Source organism: Gemmatimonadota bacterium, assembly GCA_009838645.1.
In the GTDB taxonomy this organism is placed as follows: domain Bacteria; phylum JAAXHH01; class JAAXHH01; order JAAXHH01; family JAAXHH01; genus JAAXHH01.
This window is the reverse complement of sequence record VXRC01000047.1, coordinates 21,565-42,384: the sequence shown is the minus strand read 5'-3', so window position 1 is coordinate 42,384 and position 20,820 is coordinate 21,565. Positions and strand designations below refer to the sequence as shown.

The following is a 20,820-nucleotide window of genomic DNA, read 5'->3' as shown; positions in this document are numbered from 1 at the left end:
CGGATTTGACAGCCGCGAACAATAGGGTACGGCACTCATCGGATAATCAAATGGCCATCTGTTTCCGATGAGTAAAATATGAGCATAAACGTTAAAGTAAAGAGTTTTGATGTTTAATTGTTTGAATTAACTCAGACGATCAGCATGGCGTCGCCATAACTGTAGAACCGGTATTTCTCCCGGACCGCTTCCTCGTACGCGGAAAGAATCAACTCCCTGCCGGCAAAGGCGCTGACCAGCAACAGGAGCGTCGATTTCGGAAGGTGGAAATTCGTCAGCAGCGCGTCGACCAGCTTGAACTCGTAGGGAGGATAGATAAAACACCGGGTAAGGCCTTCGTACCGGCAAGGTTCGAGTATGGAATCGGCCCCTTCGGTTGCGCCGCCCGGTCCGCCTGGCCTAGACTCGCCCCCGGATCTTCCCGCGCTGCCGCTTCCCGCCGCAATTGTCTCCAGGACGCGCACGGTCGTGGTCCCCACGGCGAACACCCGCCCCTTGGACCGCCTGCGCTGGATCGTTTCCGCCTGGCGCGCTTCCACCCGGTAGTATTCCGCGTCCATCTCGTGGTCCTCCACGGCGGCGGCGCGGATCGGCTGGAACGTTCCCGGCCCGACGTGGAGCAGGACCGGCACCACTGCCGTGCCCCGCCAACGGATGCGATCCAGCAGGGGCGCCGTGAAATGCAGTCCGGCCGTAGGCGCGGCCACGGCGCCGTATTCCTCCGCGTAAACCGTCTGGTAGCGGTCCCGGTCCTTCGCGTCCTCCGCGTCCGGCGCGCGCCGTATGTAGGGCGGCAGCGGCGTGCGGCCCACCTGCTCGATGACCCGGACCACGTCCGCGTCCCCTTCGAAACGGATGCGACGAATCTCCTTCCCCGGGGCGTCCTCCACGGTAGCGGTCAGGACGCCGCCCTCCAGTTCCAGGCGCGTCCCTTTCGCGAGCCGTGCGCCCGGTTTCAGCAGCGCTTCCCAGTGGTCGAGTCCGATACTGTGGGCCGGCCGGTTTTCGCGCGCTTGCGCAGATACGCGGGCTGGAGAGGATGTGCGGGCTTGAGTGGATGCGCCGGCGGGTGCGGATGCGCCGGCGGGCTCGGTTTCGGGGAACGGGCGGAACGGGCGGAACGGGCGAATCAGTACGACTTCAACCCTGCCGCCGGTTTCCAGCCGCACACCACGGAGCCTGGCCGCCATCACCCGCGTCCGGTTGAGCACCAGCGTGTCGGCCGGGGCCAGGTAGTCGACGATATCCCGGAAGGTCCGGTGTTCGATCTCGCCGCCGTCGCGGTGCACCACCATCAGCCTCGACGTGTCGCGGGGTTCGGCGGGGTATTGGGCGATCAGGTCTTCCGGCAGGGAATAGTCGAATTCGGAAAGATTCACGGATTGTCGAACAGTCCGGCCTGCGGCCTGGGCGGCGCGGGCGGTCCGGCGAATCCCAGGTGGTTGTACGCCAGCTCGGTGGCCACCCTGCCCCGGGGGGTGCGCTTGATCAGTCCCTGGACGATGAGGAAGGGCTCGTACACCTCCTCGAGCGTACCGCTCTCCTCGCCCACGGCCACGGCCAACGTGTTCAGGCCCACGGGACCGCCCTCGTACTTTTCGATGATGGTCGTGAGGATCAGCCGGTTCATGTCGTCCAGCCCCATGTGGTCCACGCCCAGCATCTCGAAGGCGGCCTTCGCGGTCTCTCCGGTGATGCGGCCGTCACGCTTGACCTGGGCGTAGTCCCGCACCCGCTTCAGGTACCGGTTGGCGATCCGGGGGGTTCCCCTGGACCGCAGGGCGATCTCCATCGCACCGGACTCGTCGGTCTCCACGCCAATGATTTCCGCCGCCCGCGCAACGATCAGGTAAAGCTCGTCCGGCGTGTAGAAATCGAGGCGGATGGGGATCCCGAATCGCGCCAGGAGCGGCGCCGTGAGCAGGCCCGTGCGTGTCGTCGCGCCCACCAGGGTGAAATGGTCCAGGTTGAGGGCGAGGGAACGGGCGTTCGGTCCGCGGTCCACGAGGATGTCGATCTTGAAATCCTCCATCGCAGCGTACATGTGCTCTTCCACCACGTGGTTCAGGCGATGGATCTCGTCGATGAAGAACACGTCTCCCGGCTGCAGGTTGGTCAGCAGGCCCGCCAGGTCGGCCGGCTTGTCCAGCACCGGCCCGGCGGTCTGACGGATCTCCACGCCCATCTCGTTGGCGAGAATGGTGGCCAGCGTGGTCTTGCCCAGTCCGGGCGGCCCGTGGAGCAGCACGTGGTCGATGTGGTTCTCGCCACGGGTCTTCGCGGCCTCGATGTAGAGTTGCAGCTCCGCCTTGGCCTTTTCCTGCCCGGGGAATTCATCGAAACGGCCCGGCCGCAGCGCGCGGTCGAACTCGGCATCCTCATCGAGCCGGTCGGGGTCGGTAAGCGGGAAGTCCCGTTCGTCCATCTATTGCCTTTTCTGATTTTTAAGCACCGTTCGGATGATTTCCTCCGCGACGGGCGTCTCCGCGCTTTCGGACAGCACGCGGATGACCTGCCTGCGCGCTTCGGGATGATCGAGGCCCAGGGAAACCAGGCCCGTGATGGCGTCGTCCACTTCGGGGGCCTCTCCCGCCGGAGCCACGGGCAGCGGCTGCGTTCCGCCGGTATCCATGGCGGCCAGCTTGTCGCGCAGTTCCATGATCAGCCGCTGCGCGGTCTTCCGGCCGATCTTGGGCAGCGAGACCAGTTTCCCGATGTCTTCGTTGATGATGGCCGCGGTGAACTCGGAGACCGTCGCGCCGGAGAGGATGTTCAGGGCCACGCCGGGACCGATGCCGGGCAGGGTGATCAGCACCTCGAATAGGCGCTTCTCCTCCGCGGTCGCGAAACCGTAGAGCTGCATGCCGTCCTCCCGCGCATGCAGCACCGTTTCCACGCGGACCTGCGAACGCGCGGGACCCAGTGCCTCAAGCGTGGAAAGGGGGACGAACATTTGCAGGCCGATCCCGCCGACGGACACCGTTATGGCGTCGGGCTGCTTGTCGACCAGTTCACCTTCGATGAATGCGATCAACCGCCTTGTTCCCTCCGGTTACCCTGTGATAGTGGCAGATGGCGACGGCCAGCGCATCCGACGCGTCCTCCGGCAGGTGTTCCCGGCCGGGGCCGCGGTCGAGGTTCAGCATCGCGCTGACCATGTACTGTACCTGCTGCTTCGATGCGCCTCCCGCGCGGACGATGGCCGATTTCACTTCGCGCGGGGCGTATTCCCAGACCTGCAGTCCCCGGTTCGCCGCGGCCAGGAGGGCGACGCCCCGGGCATGGCCCAGTACGAGGGCCGCCCTGGGGAAACGGCCGCCGAAGGTGGACTCGACGGCCACCAGTTCCGGGTGGTTCCGGTCGATGACCTCGCACAGGCCGTCGTAGATGACCTTGAGCCGGTCCGCGAGGGCCTTGCGCGAACCCGGACGCAACACGCCCTGGTCCAGCAACCGGTACTGCCTGCCCCGGGCCTCGATCACGCCGTATCCCGTAATCACGCTGCCCGGATCGATTCCGAGGATGATCATGGATACCCGCTACCCGTTCATTTCCTCCAGCACCTTGTCGTCCACGTCGAAATTGGCGTATACATGCTGGACGTCGTCGTGGTCCTCGAGGACCTCCATCAACCGGAGAAGCTGTTGCGCATCCTGACCCGCGACGGCCACGGTCGACTGCGGGATGCGGCCGATTTCCGCCCGCAGGGGGGCGAAGCCGCTCTCCTCGAGCTGGACCCGGACCGCCTCGAAATCGGAAACTGCCGTCAGCACGTCCAGGGTATCTCCCTCGTCCTGGATGTCTTCCGCGCCGGCGTCGAGGGCGACCATCATGACCTCGTCCTCGTCGACGCCGTCCTTGTCCACCACGATCGTGCCCTTCTGGTCGAACATCCAGGCCACGCAGCCCGCCTCACCCATGTTCCCGCCGTTCTTGGTGAAGGCATGGCGCATCTCGGACGTCGTGCGGTTCTTGTTGTCCGTCACCGCTTCCACCAGCAACGCCACCCCCGCCGGCCCGTAGCCCTCGTAGACCAGTTCCTCGTAATGCACGCCGTCCAGCTCGCCCGTGCCGCGCGCGATGGCCCGGTCGATGTTGGCCTGGGGCACGTTTTCCGCCTTTGCGGCGAGTACGGCCGTCCGGAGCCGCGGGTTACTTGTGACCGATCCGCCGCCCTGCCGCGCGGCAATGGTGATCTCCTTGATGACCCGGGTGAAGATCTTCCCGCGGGCGGCGTCTTTCTGCTCTTTCTTCCGCTTGATCGTGCTCCACTTGGAATGACCCGACACCTTCGCCTCCTCAGGGAATGGTAACGACCCGTTTCCCCGTTCCCGTGTTATTGGCCGTGTCCCTGGCGCGAATGGCGAGGGTATGTTCTCCAGACTCAAGACCGTCCAGGGTAATCTCGAAGGCCTCCGTCTCCGAATCCGTTACGCCGTCTTCGGGATGGACCACCCGCCAGTCGCCTCCGTCAATCGCGTATTCGACCCGGTACAGGGGACTGGCGCCGTCCCGGACCATGAAGGACAGTAAGCCGCCCGACACGTCGATCCGGGTGACCTGCGGGCCGGTATTGTCCACCAGGAAGGGTTCGCTCAAGTATTCCGCTTCCAGGGCCTGGTCCGGAGGATTCGAGGGGGCGTCGCTGGCCACGACGCGAAGGACGTATTCGCCGTCCGGAAAGGTCTCGGAATCCCACGAAAAGGAAGGAGTGCGCCGCTCCGACTCCAGGAGTTTCCACATTTCTTCCGCTACGCCCCGGAAATAGATCTCGTAAGACAGCCCGTCCCCGTCGGGATCGCTGGCCCGGACCGCGACCGCCCGCATGCCCTTCCGGTAGGCGGGCGTCCCGGACGATGCGCTCTGGCCGCGACCGTTGCCCCGGCCGCCGACCTGCGCGGCGATGCCCGGGGGGAGATCGGTTTGTGCGGACTGCCCGACCTGACCCGGCGCGGCGTCCCGCAGGTAGACCCCCGGCTCATACACCGTGACCGCATGCACCCTGGGCGGATTGTTCCGCGTCAGGTACGAGGCCGAAACGGACGAGACGGTGGGGGTTTCGTCGTTCTGCGTGCCCAGGACCGCCTTCCACTGCAGGTAGCGAGCGGGTGGGCAAGCCAGGGCTTCCCCTTCCGGATCGGTATAGGGTCCGGTCCATTCGCTCCAGGTCTGGTCCGGCGAATCCGTATTGCCGGACCGCGCGAACAAGCGGACCGAAGTTCCGGGGGGCTGTTCGCTCTCCCACCGGATACGGCCCCACCGCGCCATGCCCCGGGTATCACGGACATCGGACTCGTACTCGCCTTCCCGCATCGGCGTGGAACGCAGGCGGTACAGGTTGCCGCGATTGCTCGTCGCCACGACTACGCCGTCCGAAGCGTCCGGTGACAGCGCCGTGATCTGCGACTCCTGCAGTTCGTTCAGCAGCGTGCCGATGCCCCGTTCCCGGACACTGTATAGCCGGCCGCTCGACCCGGTACCGATGAGCAGTTCGTTATCCCCGCGAATCGCCAGCGACAGGCCTACGTCCGTCTGGGACCGCCACCACTCCTCCACCCGGCCGTCCGGATCGATCCTGAAGACGACGCTGCCTCCCGTGGCGAAATTACCGACGGACGGGCGATCGGCGGTCTCCGCCGCGGCGGTCACTTGAACCGCGTTGAGCATCGGACCTCCGCCCGGATCATCGGGCGCGCCAGTGGAAGGCGGAGGCATCGAAGCGCCCGCCGATCCGGCCCGGCCGCCGCGTGCACCGCGACGCGGCCCGCTCAGCGCGCTGGCGAAAATCGCGCCTTCTTCGCCCACCAGAAGGGTATTCACTTCACCGTAGGGAGAATCATGAAGGACCGAGATGGCGCCGTCGGACGAAATCCGGTAGACTCTTCCACCCGGCTCGGTCCCGGCAATGAGCCGGCCCGATCCATCCACGGCCAGGGCCATCACATGGGCCTCCTCCAGCTCGGCCAGCAGGTGTACTCCGCCGTCGTCGTCGATTCGATACACCCTTCCCTGCTCACCGGTTCCCGCGTAAAGCCTGCCCCCGGCGTCCAGCGCCAGCGACCAGATGTAGTTCGTGCCGCCGCTCGGGCCATCTCCATTGCCGCCGCCCGTGTCGCCGTCCGGGCCATTCATGCCGCCATCCTGCGCGGGATCGAAAAACACCGCGTGCGTCCCGTCCGGGTCGATCCGGTGGATACGGCCATCGGGAAAAGTGGCGGCGTAGACCCGGTCATTCCGATCGATCACGACGCTGCGGTTCTCCAGCTCGTCCGCATCGAAAAACACCTCGGACCGGCCCGAAGGTTCGATCCGGTACAGCTTGCCGTCGTTTCCCGTACCCGCGTACAGGTTTCCCCTGGAATCGGCCGCGAGACTCCAGATCAGCGGCTCGTCGCTCTCGAAAACGAGATCCAGCACCGGTGACAGGGTCAGGCGGCCCTTGCCTGTAATGGAAACGCCCCGGGTTTCACCTCTTATAAAATCCCCGTGGCCGGCCTGTTTCCAGATGACCGGCGTCGACGCGTGGACGCCGAATGCCGCCGGCAGAAACACCACGGCCATGCACAGCACTCGCCACCCCGGTATCTTTCTCAAGGATCGCTCCTATCGCTTAACGGTCAGCCGGCTCCAGTTCTGCCCGGCGACGACGTAGTCCGTGCGGATCGTTTCTTCGGCCACCACCTTCTCGCGGATCGGTACGAAACTGCCTTTGGTACGCTCCGAATCCATGACGGCGAGGACCGACGGGGGCAGGCCGGGCATTTCCCTTCCCTTCACCATGCCGCCCGCGCCGCCCTGGAACATCTTCAGGTATACCCGGTTTCCGGTCCGGCGGTTGTTGAGCAGTTCGATCAGCCGGGGGCCGTCCGTGGGCCTGTATCGCTGGGGAACGGCGTTCAGATCGTGGCGGGTGACGGCCCGGGCGGAACCGACCAGTACCTGTACCGGTCCGGCCGATATGGTCTTGGGGATCGTCACGTCCATTCGCCTGACCTGGCGGTCGCCCCGGTAGGGCCGGAGGTATACCCTGACCTCGAGCGTGTCGCCCGGCTCGACGGTTTCCGAACCGAACCACACGTCTTCGATGACGGCCGTACTGCGTTTGTCCGACGAATGGATATCGATCCTGAGGGACTCGATCATCGGCGTGATGAACCGGTTGTCGAGGACGAAATTTAGCACGCCGTTCACATCCCTGGCCAGCGCCGAAATGGACGCCTGGCCGGAAAACTGGTCGTCGAAGACGATGTCAGGATGGCCTCGCAATACAATCCGGCCGCCGATCGTAATCGTTCGCTCACCGGCCATGCGGCCGTTCGCGAGGATCGTATTCGACACGGCCATGTTCACCAGCAGCGGAGTCCAGCCGTTCGCCATCATCACGTCGAAACGGTAGGTCCGGGGCGCGCGAATGGCATCGTCATAGGAGAGTTCTACCGGGATCATGCGCGCCGTATCGCCGAGTTGGCCGTATATCCCGTTCGTATGGTCCCACAGGACCGAACCGACTTCGTCCGCCACGCTGCTGATCTTGGTGGAACCGGTCTGGTCCGGGATAACCGTGATGATCTCCGCCCGGTTCATCGGGACATTCAGGGCGCCCGTCCACAGGAAGGGATGCCCGAAGGCCAATATGGCGTCTTCCTCGCGCCAGGTGACCGTACCCGTGCCCGCCATATTGTAATCGCCCCGGATGAGCTGCGCGCTCACGGCGGAACCGGGTTCCAGGGGGGACTTTCCGCCGGTCGATGCCGGGCCTTCCTGTTCCGGGTCCGCGTCATTGCTGGCTACGTTGTCCGGTATCTCACTGGAAGCGCCGGCCAGACTATCGGTTTCTCCGCTGCCGGAAGCGCCGGCCACACTGCCGCCAGTCACCCTTCCGGCCACACTGCCGCCCGCCACCGGAACGAGTCCACGACTGCGCAGATCGTTTTCAAAAAGGGACACGGTGCTCGGGTGGAATCCCGAAAACACCATGGGCACGGCAATGGGCTTGAGACCGGACGGACCGAGTTCGGACGGGCTGAGACCGGACGGGCCGGTATTGGACGGACCGAAATCGGACGAATCGAGACCTGAAGGATCAAGACCGAATGGACCGAGATCGTGCCGGCCACCGCCCATTCCGCCCGGTGTCCCACCCGGTGCGTTACTTCCCGGCTTCGTTTCCGTTTCCACGGCCTCGCGAATGTCCAGCATATGGCCTATCGGCGTGACGCCGCCGATGGGCTTCATCGGAAACGCTCCGAAACGGTACGCCAGCGCGCCGACGAGTTTACCATCGATGTACACGGGGCTGCCGCTCATCCCCGCGATGACGCCCGCTTCGTCGACATAGGGCCCCGAGACCCCCACCATGATGATGTCGTGATCCGTGTAGAACTGGTTCTTGATGACGCCGATCACTTCGACGTCGAAGGTATCGATCCGGGCATCCTGAAAGACCGTGAGGCCGTATCCCCGCATGCCCGGTTGCACGTCGTCGATATCCATGATCCCGATATGCTGACCTGCGGGCCGGGCTTCGGCCGGCGAGGCGGACTGAGCCATGGCCAGCGTGGCGGACCGGTCAATGGCAGGCGAGGCGGACTGGGCCCCGGCCCGCAAGGCGGGTGAAAGCAGGCCTGCGAAGTATAAAAGCACGACCATCGATTGAATGATATACATAGGGCCGCTGCGCGGTGAGCAGGGGATCGGAATATGACGCCAGACTACTGCAATATAAGGTCGCACCGCTTCCCCTGGCAACTGGTTTGTAGCGGTTTCTGGACGATCGCGGCGCAGCCGTTAATGACAGAAACCGCTTGACTTACCGCGATGGATCTGCGAGATTCAGACAGCCGCGCAAGGGTACGGAGAGCAGGCCCCGCGCATACCTCGACACCATCGGAAAACGGCAGGCGAAACCCCGTATGGAGCACCATGGAACAATCACGGCGCAATAAGACCACGGACGAGAAGCTGGTACCGAACTTCAACATGACCATGTCCGAAACACGCGACCAGATCGGCGCCCTTTCCTCCCGGATCGTACAATCCTACGACACAATCGGCGGCCTGAACCGTATCGACGGCAAGAACCTGCCTTCCAGGGAACGGGTCTACGGCATCCTGAAGGACCTGCTGGCGCTCTGCTTTCCCGGCTACTTCGGCGCCGAGCCTCTCGTGACGAAGAACGTGGCTTTCTACGTGGACGGACTGGTGGACACCATCTACATCCGCCTGCGGGAGGAAGTGACCCGGAGCCTCATGCACGACGCGCAGTGCAAGGGAAAGGATCCCGTGGCCTGCGAGGAGATCGCCGACCGGATCGCGCTCGAACTGCTGGAGGCCGTTCCCGGAATCCGGAAGCTGCTCATGAGCGACGTGGAAGCCGCCTACGACGGTGATCCCGCGGCGAAGAGCCATGACGAGATCATCCTCAGCTACCCGTGCGTGGAAGCCATCTCCACCTACCGGATCGCCCATGAACTGTACCTGAGGAATACGCCGCTCATCCCGCGGATCATGTCCGAGCACGCCCACAGCCGCACGGGCATCGATATTCATCCCGGCGCGACCATCGGCACCCGTTTCTTCATCGACCACGGAACGGGCGTCGTCATCGGGGAAACGGCGCTGATCGGCAACAATGTGAAACTCTACCAGGGTGTGACGCTCGGCGCGCTGAGTTTCAGGAAGGATGAGGGCGGACGTCTCATCAAGGGCGGCAAGCGCCACCCCACCATCGAGGACGACGTGGTCATCTACTCCGGGGCGACGATCCTGGGCGGCGGAACGACCATCGGCCACGATTCCGTCATCGGGGCGAACGTCTGGCTGACGGAACCGGTGCCGCCCCATTCCAAGGTTACCATCGGCGACCCGAACCTGGACGTGGTGAAGCACGACGTCCGAACGGCCTGACTGGCCGCCTGTCCTGATTAACCTGGCCGTCCTGACCTGAACGGCTGCCTGCCCTGACCAACCGGCCTAGCCCGCGTTTTCAGCGATGTATTTCTCGGCTTCCATGGCGGCGGCGCATCCCGTGCCCGCCGCGGTGACCGCCTGGCGGTATACGTGGTCCTGCACGTCCCCGCCCGCGAACACGCCGGGCACGCTGGTGTGCTGCCGCCGGTCCGTCAGGATGTAGCCCTGCTCGTCCACTTCGAGCTTGTCCCTGAAGAGACCGGTATTGGGCGTGTGCCCGATGGCGATGAAGAGGCCCTCGGCGTCCAGTTCACGGACCTGGTCCGATTCCAGTTCCCGCACGCGCACACCGGTCACGCCGGTGGTCTCGTCACCCAGCACCTCGTCGACCACGGACCCCCACTGGAACGCGATCTTCGGATGTTTCAGGGCCCGTTCCTGCATGATCCTGCTCGCCCTCAGTTCGTGGCGGCGGTGTATGATCCGGACGTGGCTCGCGAACCGCGTCAGGAAGAGCCCTTCCTCCATGGCGCTGTCGCCGCCGCCCACCACGGCGACTTTCCGGTCCCGGTAGAAGGCGCCGTCGCAGGTCGCGCAGGTGGAGACGCCCCTCCCGAAGAACCTTTCCTCGCCCGGCACACCGAGCAGGCGTGGCGAGGAACCGGTACTGATTACTACGGCCTTCGCCGTGTACTCGCTGCGGTCCGTCGTGATCCGGTGCGCTCCCGGTTCGAACGCCACGGAGGTGACTTCCTCGTACTTCATCTCGGCGCCGAAACGTTCGGCCTGCTGCCTCATGCGGTCCATGAGGTCCATGCCGCCCAGGCTCTCGGGGAATCCCGGGAAGTTCTCGATCTCGCTGGTGAGCGACAGCTGCCCGCCGACCGTGCTGCCCGTCAACACGACGGGGGAAAGGTTCGCCCGGGCCGCGTAAAGGGCCGCCGTATAACCCGCCGGTCCCCCGCCGATGATGACGACCTGCTCCATTTACTCGATCCGCTTGATGATGTGAAAGCCCATGGGCGTCTGAACGACCCCGCTGAGCTCGCCGACCTCCAGGCCCATCGAGGCCTGCTCGAATTCCGGGATCATTTCGCCCGGACCGAAGAACCCGAGGTCGCCCCCGCTGTCCCGGCTCGAATCGATGGAGGTCTCCCGCGCCAGTTCGGCAAAATCGGCGCCGGCCGTCAACCGTACCATCACGGCGTCCGCGGCCTCCCGCGTGGCGACGACGATCTGGCGGACGCGGATCTTGTTGGATTCGATGGCCTTCTCCCGCTCCTCCACGATCCGCCTGACCCGGTTCAATGCGGCTTTCAGTTGCGCGTTTTCAGGCACGAGCTCGAGGGCCTGTTCATAGTTTGTGATCGCCTGGTCGAAGTCTTCCCTCCGCTCGTGTACCAGGGCGATTTCCGCGGAAATGCGCGGATCTTCCGCGCCCAGATCAAGAATCTCCCCGTAGTAACGCAGGGCGTCGTCAAGACGGCCTTCCGCAAAGGACAGGCGGGCAAGCGCCACGCGGGGCACGACCGACTGTCCTCCGACCTCCAGGGCTCTTTCCCAGACGGCCCGCGTGCTGTCCGGCATGTCCTTGTTCTGGTAGGCGGTCCCGAGGTTCATGTAGGCGTCCATGTAATCCGGTGCGAGCGCGGCGGCCTGCTTCCATTCCGTTATCGCGTCGTCGATGCGCTCCAGCCCCATGTAGGCGACACCGAGATTGAGATGGATCCTGGGCAGCTGGTCCTCCGGGGGAGACAGGGAGAGCACTTTCTCGTAGGCCTCGGCCGACTGTTCGTATTCCTCGGTGTCTGAATAGACCTTGCCGAGATTCGTATAGGCGTCAACGTAGGAGGAATCGTTTTCAATGGCCTGCCGGTAGTGGTGGACCGCTTCGTTGAGGTACCCGCCCTGGTTGTACGCGATCGCCATGTCGGTATGGGCCGCGGCCAGGTTCGGTATCCCCACCATCATCCGGTCGTACTGGCTTCGGGCCCAGGCATAGACGGTATCGGGCGGAACGGTGGTCATGCGCGCGACACTGAGCGTATCGCCCTCGACGGTATTCATGAACGCATCCAGCGCCGCGGCCGTATCCCCCCTGGCGTGGTGTACCAGCCCCATCGTGAGGTAGGCGGCGGCGAAACCCGGCGCAATCTCCAGGGCGTGTTCGAGATGCACCTGGGCGCTGTCGTACTGTCCCTGCTCGAAGTACACCGCGCCGAGGTTATTCTTCGTGATGGCGACGGTGGTCAGAAACTGCTGCAGCGCGGCCTGCTGGCGTTGCTCAAGCGTCAGCGTAGTGTCCGGCTGCGCGTCCTGCGGGGTGGGCGGGGCCGCTGTCGCTCCCGGATCTGCGTCAGCGCCCGTTGCTTCCGTCCCGGCCGGCGGATCGGTGGTCGTCTGCGCAACGGCCGGCCCTGTCCCGATAAATGAAAGACAGAGGATGCAAGACGCCAGCCATGTTCCCGGCCGGACCCATGCGGTTTCCCTTGTCTGAATGAACTTGCTCATTCCTTCCGTCCTCCAGTATTTTCCGCTTAAATTGCTTCTCGTATCTCTTCAACGGTTCCGCGTTTGTTTTTCAACGACTTGCCGTTTCTTCAGGTTCCAGTTCGTTCAGTACTTCCAGTGCTTCTCCCACCAGCGCGAAGCATCCCGTCACCAGGACCAGGTCGTCCGGTCCCGCCCTGTCCATCGATTCGGAGAGGGCCGCCGCCACCGACGGCGTCGTTCGCGCCGGCGTTCCGGCACGCCTGCAGGCTTCCGCCACGTCCCCGGGATTCGCCTGCCTTTTCCGCAGCACGCGCCGCTCGGGAACGATAATCTCGTCGGCGTACCGCGCGATGACCGCGCACAGGTCACCTACGTTCTTGTCCCGGTGCGCGGAAAGCACGACGATGGTCCGACGGACTGGAAACAGGCCGCGCAGGCTGTCCGTCAGGCTTTCGGCCGCCAGCACGTTGTGGGCGCCGTCCAGCACCACCCAGGGCCTGTCCTGCAGGACCTGCATGCGTCCGGGCAGCCGCACCGAGGCCAGGCCGCGGCGCACACCTCGGTCCGTGATCTTCATGCCCCGCTCGGACAGGGCCTGCGCCACCCCCACCGCTATGGCCGCGTTGGCGGCCTGGTACGTCCCGGAAAGCGGCAGTATGAGGTCTTCGTACGTCCGGTCCACGGCCTCAATGTCGATCACCTGCCGGCCGATCGCCGCTTCCTTGAGCGCGTAACGCACGTCGTCGCCCACCTGCACCAAGGCACTCCCATGGCGCTCGCAGGCTTCCCGGATCGCTTCGGACGCTTCTGGAAGCTGGGCGGCCGAAACGGTGCAGACGCCCTCTTTCACGATCCCGGCTTTCTCGCGGGCTATTTCCGCGATCGTCCCGCCGAGCCGGTCCGTATGGTCCAGGCCGATGGGCGTAATCGCGCAGACCCGGGGCCGGATTACGTTGGTCGAATCCAGCCGTCCGCCCAGTCCGCATTCGACCACGGCCAGGTCCACCCGGCGTTCCCTAAAATACACAAAGGCCAGGGCGGTGAGTACATCAAAAAAGGACCCCATGTCTTTCCACCGCGGGCCGTTTCCTTCGATGGCGGGCCGGGCGCGTTCCGTGAGTTCGGCGAATTCCGGTTCGGATATGGGCTCGCCGTCGACCTGTATGCGTTCGCGCAGGGAGACGAGGTGGGGCGAGGTGTACAGGCCCACGCGGTAACCGCATTCGCGGACGATGGCCGCGATCATGGCGGCGGTTGATCCCTTCCCCTTGGTCCCGGCCACGTGCACGGATTTCCACTGCCGTTCGGGATGACCCAGGGCTTCCGTCAGGGCGCTTATGCCCGACAGGTCCATGCGGACCGGGGCGGCGCCCGGCCGCTGTTCGAAGTCCACGAATCCGTACAGATAGTCCAGCGCCTCTTTATAGTTCATGCGGATATCCCGATTTCAGCCAAAGCCTTCGCGTACTCGAAGGGACGGGCCACCGACCTGCGGCGTATCGCGCCGTACCGTTGGCGGGACGGGGCGGGGACGTCCGCGCTGCGGGCGATGCGCCTGAACACGTTCCGGCCGGGGCGGGCGTTGATCTCGATGATCCACGGCAGGCCGGCCACGTCCGGCACGATGTCGAGGCCCACCTCTCCGATGGGTCCGAGTTCCGCGTCCAGCAGGCGGCAGGCCGCGAATGACGCCTGCTCGGCACGGCGCAGGATCTCCTTCCTGCGCGGCCGTCCGTACAGCGCGTCGAGGACGGGCTCGGCCTCCTCCGAGCGGGCGCCATTACTCAGGTTGGTCGTGGGGCCGCTGGTCTGGCCGACGCGGGCTGCCAGGCCGGTCAGTTTCCACCGGGCCTGCCCGTTCTTCTGCATGAGCAGCCGCAGGTCGAACCTCGGAAAACGCCTTTTGCCCGCGGGCTCGGCCGATATCCCCTGTTGTACCAGGCAGCCCATGTGTTCCGCGCGTGCTCCGGCGGTCAGCGCCATGATCCGGTCCATGGCCGGTCCGGCGCCTCGCGTCTCATAGGTTGCGTCCAGCGTCCTGATGACCTGGCGTCCCCCCGCGGCCCGGACGATTTCCATGACGCCCGTTCCCAGGGACCCGACCCTGGGCTTGACGTATACGTGATTGTACCGCGCCAGGAACGCCCGCAGCGCGTACGCATCGAGGATCCCTGTATGGGGTAATGCGAGGCCGGCATCCGCCAGGCGTCGGTGCATCTCCAGTTTGTCCACCGCCAACCCGACGAAGGATCCCGGATTCACGAAGGGTATGCCCGACCTGTCGAACAGGTTCCGCGTGCGATCCGCTGCTCGAGCACCGGCGGGATCGATCACGGGCGCCCGGTCGTAGATGACCGCCGGCCAGGGTTCGGGGCCGCATTCGACCCACCGGCCGTCCACGACCGTGGCCGGAGACACCGTTCCTTGCGCGGCATCCACGTCGGTCGCGTCGAACACGACCGCGCGCATATCCAGCGCCGCCGCCGCCTCGCAGCACTCCTCGAAAAACCCCGTGGGAGGACCGAAGGGCCGGCCCTGCTCGTCGGGTGCCCGACATGTCAGTATTCCGACGGTGACCATGGCCTTCGTCTTCATGATTCTGTGGACCGGTTGGACGGTGCGGATGGGGTGGACGGCTCAGACCGGGCGGACGTTGCGGATCGGCTGACATGGACCGGCCGGGCCATCCGTTTCACTTCCTCCAGCGTGGACCATGTCATGTCCCCCCGTTCCGACAGGCACAGTGCGGACAGCGCGGTACCGTAAGACAGTCCGGCTGGGAGATCTTCGCGCAGCAGGCCGTACAGCAGGCCGGCATCGAAGGCGTCGCCGGCACCGAGCCGGTCGACCGGTTCCACCACGTAGGGCTTCGTGTAGAGAAAACCTGTCTCCGCGGACCAGCCCACGGCCCCGCCCTCGGCCAGCGTCAGCACCACGATCTCGTTCCCGAACCGCCCGTGGAGTGCTTCGACGGTTTCCTCCGGCATCCCGTCCAAGCCGAAGATCAGTGCCGCGTCGTCGGACGTCGATACGAGGATGTCGACCTGGACCAGCAGTGATTCCAGGGCGGCGCGGGCCTCCTCGGGCGACCACAACTTGGCCCGGTAGTTGACGTCGAATGAGGTCCGGTATCCGCCCTCCGCCCGGTTGCCCAGGACCCGGGCGACCGTATCACGGCACTCGGTACTCAGGGAAGCCGTGATGCCGGACGTATGCACGATCCGGGCGCCGGAACGGAGCGCCTGTTCCACCACCTCGGGCGTCATGCCGGTTGCCGCGGACCCGGCGCGGTCGTAGACGACCCGGCTGCCTCTTGGCGGCGATCCAGGCTCGAGAAAGAATACGCCGGGCCGAACGGGCTGCCTGACCGTGCCGGGCCGAACGAGCTGCCTGACCGAACCGCCCCGGTCGTCCGTCTGTTCGGCTTGCCCGGTCCGGTCGTCCCGCTTGGGACGCCCATCCGACGGCTCGTCGGGGTCGCCTTGCCACGCCACGTGGGAGGTGTCCACCCCGTGCAGCGCCAGCCTGGAGGCGATCCACCGTCCGGCTGGATGGTCGGGGAGGACGGAAACCCAGGCCACGTTGGCGCCCATCCTGGCCAGAGCCGCCGCCATGTTGGATTCGGTGCCTGCCGCGTCGGCCCGCAGGTAATCGGCCTGTTCCAGCATCTCGCCGTCCACGGGCGAGAACCGGATCATCGTTTCGCCGAATGTGATGACGTCGTACCGCGGTCGGGAAGGCTCGCCGAAAGGAGAGGAAGAGGACATGTTCGGATTAGTTATGCGGGCGCGACGCCTCAGGTCTGCGAGGGCGCGACGCCTCAGGCTGGCGGCGGCGCCTCAGGTATAGCGCACCAGGCGCCTCAGAAGTTCCGGCCGGGCGCTTCAGTCACCAGGCGCCTCAGAAGTTCGGACCAAGCGCCTTAGGCAGGCGGCGCCTCAGGCGTAATGACAGGCCACCCAGTGGCCGCTGTCGTTCTGTTTGAATTCCGGTTCGTGCTCGGCGCAGTCGGCCTTGGCGATAGGGCAGCGGGGATGAAAACGACAGCCGGAGGGCGGGTTGACCGGACTGGGGACGTCGCCCGTGAGCTGAATGCGCTGCTTCTGGCGCCGTTTGCTGATCTCCGGAACGGCGGAAAGCAGGCTCTGCGTGTAGGGGTGCTGGGGGTTGTCCGTCACCTCGTCAGTCCGCCCGGCCTCGATGAGCTTGCCGAGGTACATGACCCCGATGCGGTCGCTGATGTGGGCGACGACGGCCAGGTTGTGGGCGATGAACAGGTAGGTCAGGTTCAGCTCGCTCTGCAGGTCCTGGAGCAGGTTCAGGATCTGGACCTGGATGGACACGTCCAGGGCGGAAACCGGCTCGTCGCAGATGATCAGGCTCGGGTTCAGCGCGATGGCCCGGGCGATGCCGATCCGCTGCCGCTGGCCGCCGCTGAACTCGTGGGGATAGCGGTCCACGTAAGCCTCGCCCAGTCCCACCATCTCGAGGAGACTGACCAGCCTCGTCCTGCGTTCCTGCCGGTTGCCCACGCGATGGATGTCGAGGGGTTCCTGGACGATGTTCCCCACCGTCATGCGCGGGTCCAGCGAGGCGTAGGGGTCCTGGAAGATCATCTGGAGCTGCCTGCGGACGGGTTTCAGGTCATTCTCCGACATGTCCGCCAGGTCGTTGCCTTCAAAGAAGACCTTCCCAGCCGTGGGGCGGTACAGCTGCAGCACGGTTAGTCCCAGTGTGGACTTGCCACAGCCGCTTTCCCCCACCAGTCCGAAGGTCTCGCCCCGGTTGATGGAAAAGGAAACGCCGTCCAGGGCCCGGACGGTGCCGCCTTCCTCCTTGCGGCCCAGCCCTTCTTCCAGTTCGAAGTGCTTGACTACGTTGTCCAGTTGCAGCAAAGGCTCGTTCAACGCATCCTCCAGGATGTCGGCCGCCCGTCATGGCGGTCCATGTCAGCGGTCCATGTCAGCGGCCAGCAACGGTGTCAGCGGTCCAACTCAATACAGCCAGCAGGCGCAGTCGTGCTCCGAGGCCACGTCCTTCAGCGCCGGATCTTCCTCGCACCGGTCGAAACGGCTCGGACACCGGGGCGCGAAGCGGCAGCCAGGTGGCAGCTGGATCAGGTTCGGCGGCACCCCGTCGATGGGTTCCATGCGTTCCTTCACCGTGGGACCCAGCTTGGGCACGGACTGCAGCAGGCCGTGGGTATAGGGGTGCTTCGGATCGTCGAGCAGCGTGTCCACCGGACCCGATTCGATGATCCGGCCGGCGTACATGACGATCACCCGGTCGCACACCTCGCCCACGACGCCGAGGTCGTGGGTGATGATGACGACGGACATGTTCAGTTCTTCCTGGAGCTTCATCATCAGTTCCAGGATCTGGGCCTGTATCGTGACGTCCAGCGCCGTGGTCGGCTCGTCGGCGATGAGCAGTTTCGGGTTACACGCGATGGCCATGGCGATCATGACGCGCTGCCGCATCCCCCCGCTGAACTGGTGGGGGTAGTCGTTCAGGCGCTGCTCCGGACTCGGGATGTTGACCATCTGCAGCAGTTCGATGCTGCGGTCGGTGGCCTGCTTCTTGTCGAGGCCGAGATGGAGCTGGAGGGGTTCCCGAAGCTGCCACCCGATGGTCAGCACCGGGTTGAGCGACGTCATGGGGTCCTGGAACACCATGGAGACGATATTGCCCCGGATCTCCTGCATTTCGCGTTCGGAAATGGTGCGCAGGTCCACCGCCGGTTCGTCGGCGCCGGGACGGAACAGGATGTTGCCGCTGACGATGCGGCCCGGAGGGCTCGGAATGAGCCGCATGATGGAAAGCACCGTGGCGCTCTTGCCGCACCCGCTTTCGCCAACGATACCCACCGTTTCCCCTTCGGCCACTTCGAAACTGACGTCGTCCACGGCCCGCACCGCCCCGCCGCGGGTGAGGAAGTGAGTCGAAAGGTTGTCGACCTTAAGTAAAGGATCCATAATTTCACGCTTTCGGGTCGCTGGGCCGGCGGCTCGCTGGTTCGGCGGCCCACAGCGCCTTTCCCGCCGCTATTCCTCTTCCAGGGCCTTGGACTCTTCGATGACCTTGGTTTCGATTTCCCGGGGCATTTCCTCGTAGCGGACGAATTTCCGCGCGTGGCTGCCGCGCCCGTGCGTGATGGACCGCAGCACGGTGGAGTAGCGGTACAGTTCCGCCAGGGGCACTTCGGCCCGCACCACCTGGTTGCTCCCCCGGGGTGACATACCCAGGATGCGGCCGCGCCGGCTGGAAAGATCGCCCATCACGTCGCCCATGTAATCCTCGGGGACGACCACGTCCACTTCGTAGATCGGTTCGAGCAACACTGGCCGGGCTTCCATGAAAGCCTTCTTGAACCCCATGGACGCGGCGACCTTGAAGGCCATTTCGGACGAATCGACCGTGTGGAAGGAACCGTCGTACAGCGTGGCCTTCAGGTCGACCACGGGATACTTGGCCATCACGCCTTCCACCATGGCTTCCTGGATACCCTTGTCCACGGCCGGAATGAACCGGCTCGGGACGGCGCCGCCGACGATGCCGTTGTCGAATTCGTATCCGTCGCCCCGCTGCCTGGGTTCCACGCGCAGCCAGACGTCGCCGAACTGGCCGCGGCCCCCGCTCTGCCGCTTGAACCGGCCCTGGGCCTCGGACTTGCCCTTGATCGCCTCCCGGTAGGGGATGCGCGGCTGCACCATCTCGACTTCCACACCGAAACGGCGGCTCAGCCGCTCGACGATGAGGTCCAGGTGCATTTCGCCGGCACCCGCCAGGATCAGTTGCTTGATCTCGGAATTGTACCGGAAGGTAAAGGAGGGATCCTCCTCGTGGAGCCGGGAGAGGCCGGTACTGATCTTCTCCTCGTCGTCCTTGCTCTTCGGCAGGACGGCCACGTTTGCCACGGGCTCGGCGAACTCCACCCATTCCAGGCCGAAGGACTTCTGCCTCGTGCTCAGGGAATCGCCGGTGTGGGTGTCCTTCAGTTTCACGGTAGCCCCGATCTCGCCGGCACGGATGACGTTCAGTTCATTGCGGGTGTGGCCGTTCGTGTGGTAGATCTGGCCGAACCTTTCCGACGTGTTCTTCGTCGAGTTGTAGACGTCGCCACCGTGCTTGATTTCTCCGGAAAAAACCCGGAAATAGGTCAGTTCCCCGATATGGGCCTCGGAGACCGTCTTGAACACCAGCGCGGCCAGCGGGCCGGAGGGATCCGGGTCCAGCGCGACTTCCTCGTCTCCGCCCGAAGGGGTGGCCGTCACCGCCGGGCGGTCCGCCGGAGAAACCATGTACGCGGCCGCCGCGTCCATCACGCCGGAGACGCCGATGTTTGCAGAGGCGCACGTCGCCAATACGGGATAGATGGCCCCGTCCTTCACCCCCTTGCGCAACCCTTCCAGAAGCTGCTCATCGGTCAACGCGCCTTCTTCGAAGTAAACCTCGAGCAGTTCGTCGTCGGATTCCGCCACGGTTTCTACCAGTTTTTCCCTGTGTTCCTCCGCCTGGTCGGCGAGGTCTCCGGGGATCTCGGAGCGCTTGCCCTTGCCGTCGCCGCCCTCGAACGTCACCGCCTTCATGGCGACCAGGTCGACGACTCCCGAGAATCCATCGGCTTCTCCGATCGGAATCTGGACGGGAATGGCCTGCGTGCCGAAGCGTTCCTGCAGGCGGCCCAGCGCGTCGTAGAAGTCGGCGTGTTCCTTGTCCAGGAGATTGACCACCACCATGCGGGGCAGGCCGTACTGGTCCGCATACTCCCAGGCGCGCTCCGTCTCCACCTCGATGCCTTCGATAGCCTTGACCACGATGGCCACGTTGTCCGTGACGCGCATCGCGCAGTGCACTTCGCTGGTGAAATCGGAATAGCCCGGAGTGTCGAGAATATGGAGGTCGTGGTCGTTCCACTCGCAGTACAGCGGCGTCAGGTTCATGGAAATGCGGTGTTCGATCTCTTCCTCGCGGTAGTCCGACACCGTGTTGCCGTCGTCCACGCTACCGAGCCGATTCGTCGCGCCAGCGTTGAAGAGCATGGCTTCGGCCAGGGAGGTCTTGCCGCTCCCCCCGTGGCCCGCGAGGCAAATGTTTCTTATTTTTTCGATGTTATATTCCTTCACGAACACCCCTCCTCTTCGGGACTGCGCTTTCCGAGTATTACGCTTTATTTCAGTAAGATCGTCAGTACGACAGTCAACTTTCCGGGAAAACTCTAATATGTTTCGAACCGGCTTCAGGTGTCAAGGTTTTCGGGCGGTCCGCCAGGCTGACCCTGGCACCCGGTGTTGACGGAAACTCGCTGGTAAACTATGTATGTAATTATACCGTGCGCATTGAAATATGGCAGGATTCGACGATGTTCAACCTAGATTGCTTAATTCGGTCTTGAAACGACCGGTCGGGGCGCGACCA

Annotated in this window: 16 protein-coding genes; 1 reads left to right on the top strand and 15 read right to left on the bottom strand. The window is 64.6% G+C overall.

Features of this window, described 5'->3' with window-relative positions; genetic code table 11:
* Positions 1-131: 131 nt before the first annotated feature.
* From queA to F4Y38_13130, 7 genes are read right to left on the bottom strand one after another with little or no spacing between them, the layout of a single operon-like run.
* Positions 132-1,433: a tRNA preQ1(34) S-adenosylmethionine ribosyltransferase-isomerase QueA gene (gene queA, locus F4Y38_13160; GenBank protein ID MXY50230.1), complete on the bottom strand. Its 1,302-nt coding sequence runs from the start codon at positions 1,431-1,433 to the stop codon at positions 132-134.
* Positions 1,376-2,425, bottom strand: a complete 1,050-nt coding sequence (gene ruvB, locus F4Y38_13155) for a Holliday junction branch migration DNA helicase RuvB (GenBank protein MXY50229.1) — start codon at positions 2,423-2,425, stop codon at positions 1,376-1,378. The genes queA and ruvB overlap by 58 nt, the downstream gene beginning before the upstream one ends.
* Positions 2,426-3,034, bottom strand: coding sequence for a Holliday junction branch migration protein RuvA (ruvA, locus tag F4Y38_13150; protein MXY50228.1), 609 nt, complete (start codon positions 3,032-3,034; stop codon positions 2,426-2,428).
* Positions 3,012-3,530 carry a crossover junction endodeoxyribonuclease RuvC gene (gene ruvC, locus F4Y38_13145; protein MXY50227.1) on the bottom strand — a complete coding sequence of 173 codons (519 nt, stop codon included), beginning with the start codon at positions 3,528-3,530 and terminating at the stop codon, positions 3,012-3,014. The genes ruvA and ruvC overlap by 23 nt, the downstream gene beginning before the upstream one ends.
* A gap of 9 nt (positions 3,531-3,539) precedes the next feature.
* Positions 3,540-4,289, bottom strand: coding sequence for a YebC/PmpR family DNA-binding transcriptional regulator (locus F4Y38_13140; protein MXY50226.1), 750 nt, complete (start codon positions 4,287-4,289; stop codon positions 3,540-3,542).
* A 10-nt stretch (positions 4,290-4,299) separates the two neighbouring features.
* A complete protein-coding gene (locus F4Y38_13135; protein ID MXY50225.1) occupies positions 4,300-6,594 on the bottom strand; it encodes a hypothetical protein in 2,295 nt (764 codons plus the stop codon).
* 9 nt (positions 6,595-6,603) lie between these two features.
* Entirely contained in the window at positions 6,604-8,667 is a 2,064-nt protein-coding gene (locus tag F4Y38_13130) for a hypothetical protein (GenBank protein MXY50224.1), read from the bottom strand.
* A gap of 318 nt (positions 8,668-8,985) precedes the next feature.
* Here F4Y38_13130 and F4Y38_13125 point away from each other — a divergent pair, with 318 nt between their 5' ends.
* Complete coding sequence (locus tag F4Y38_13125; GenBank protein ID MXY50223.1) at positions 8,986-9,906, top strand: serine acetyltransferase; 921 nt, start codon at positions 8,986-8,988, stop codon at positions 9,904-9,906.
* Positions 9,907-9,972: 66 nt separating this feature from the next.
* Here F4Y38_13125 and trxB read toward each other — a convergent pair whose 3' ends face one another.
* From trxB to fusA, 8 genes are all read right to left on the bottom strand, one after another.
* The gene (gene trxB, locus F4Y38_13120; protein ID MXY50222.1) at positions 9,973-10,896 is read right to left on the bottom strand and encodes a thioredoxin-disulfide reductase; all 924 of its coding nucleotides are present in this window, start codon (positions 10,894-10,896) and stop codon (positions 9,973-9,975) included.
* On the bottom strand, positions 10,897-12,420 hold the full coding sequence (locus tag F4Y38_13115; GenBank protein ID MXY50221.1) for a tetratricopeptide repeat protein: 1,524 nt from the start codon (positions 12,418-12,420) through the stop codon (positions 10,897-10,899).
* A gap of 70 nt (positions 12,421-12,490) precedes the next feature.
* A complete protein-coding gene (locus F4Y38_13110; protein MXY50220.1) occupies positions 12,491-13,834 on the bottom strand; it encodes a bifunctional folylpolyglutamate synthase/dihydrofolate synthase in 1,344 nt (447 codons plus the stop codon).
* A complete protein-coding gene (locus F4Y38_13105) occupies positions 13,831-14,997 on the bottom strand; it encodes a YheC/YheD family protein (GenBank protein ID MXY50219.1) in 1,167 nt (388 codons plus the stop codon). Before F4Y38_13105 ends, F4Y38_13110 begins: the two co-directional genes overlap by 4 nt.
* Positions 14,994-16,169, bottom strand: a complete 1,176-nt coding sequence (locus F4Y38_13100) for a sugar kinase (GenBank protein ID MXY50218.1) — start codon at positions 16,167-16,169, stop codon at positions 14,994-14,996. The genes F4Y38_13105 and F4Y38_13100 overlap by 4 nt, the downstream gene beginning before the upstream one ends.
* Before the next feature lie 171 nt (positions 16,170-16,340).
* The gene (locus F4Y38_13095; protein MXY50217.1) at positions 16,341-17,309 is read right to left on the bottom strand and encodes a dipeptide ABC transporter ATP-binding protein; all 969 of its coding nucleotides are present in this window, start codon (positions 17,307-17,309) and stop codon (positions 16,341-16,343) included.
* An 87-nt stretch (positions 17,310-17,396) separates the two neighbouring features.
* Positions 17,397-18,377, bottom strand: a complete 981-nt coding sequence (locus F4Y38_13090) for an ABC transporter ATP-binding protein (GenBank protein MXY50216.1) — start codon at positions 18,375-18,377, stop codon at positions 17,397-17,399.
* A gap of 69 nt (positions 18,378-18,446) precedes the next feature.
* Positions 18,447-20,528, bottom strand: a complete 2,082-nt coding sequence (gene fusA / locus F4Y38_13085) for an elongation factor G (GenBank protein MXY50215.1) — start codon at positions 20,526-20,528, stop codon at positions 18,447-18,449.
* Between the last annotated feature and the right edge of the window lie 292 nt (positions 20,529-20,820).

What these genes read in the sequence shown, in the direction of transcription:
- ruvB (MXY50229.1), bottom strand. Translation starts at nt 2,425, where the DNA reads ATGGACGAACGGGACTTCCCGCTTACCGACCCCGACCGGCTCGATGAG.
- ruvC (MXY50227.1), bottom strand. Translation starts at nt 3,530, where the DNA reads ATGATCATCCTCGGAATCGATCCGGGCAGCGTGATTACGGGATACGGC.
- F4Y38_13130 (MXY50224.1), bottom strand. Translation starts at nt 8,667, where the DNA reads ATGTATATCATTCAATCGATGGTCGTGCTTTTATACTTCGCAGGCCTG.
- F4Y38_13125 (MXY50223.1), top strand. Translation starts at nt 8,986, where the DNA reads ATGTCCGAAACACGCGACCAGATCGGCGCCCTTTCCTCCCGGATCGTA.
- trxB (MXY50222.1), bottom strand. Translation starts at nt 10,896, where the DNA reads ATGGAGCAGGTCGTCATCATCGGCGGGGGACCGGCGGGTTATACGGCG.
- F4Y38_13115 (MXY50221.1), bottom strand. Translation starts at nt 12,420, where the DNA reads ATGAGCAAGTTCATTCAGACAAGGGAAACCGCATGGGTCCGGCCGGGA.
- F4Y38_13110 (MXY50220.1), bottom strand. Translation starts at nt 13,834, where the DNA reads ATGAACTATAAAGAGGCGCTGGACTATCTGTACGGATTCGTGGACTTC.
- F4Y38_13105 (MXY50219.1), bottom strand. Translation starts at nt 14,997, where the DNA reads ATGAAGACGAAGGCCATGGTCACCGTCGGAATACTGACATGTCGGGCA.
- F4Y38_13100 (MXY50218.1), bottom strand. Translation starts at nt 16,169, where the DNA reads ATGTCCTCTTCCTCTCCTTTCGGCGAGCCTTCCCGACCGCGGTACGAC.
- F4Y38_13090 (MXY50216.1), bottom strand. Translation starts at nt 18,377, where the DNA reads ATGGATCCTTTACTTAAGGTCGACAACCTTTCGACTCACTTCCTCACC.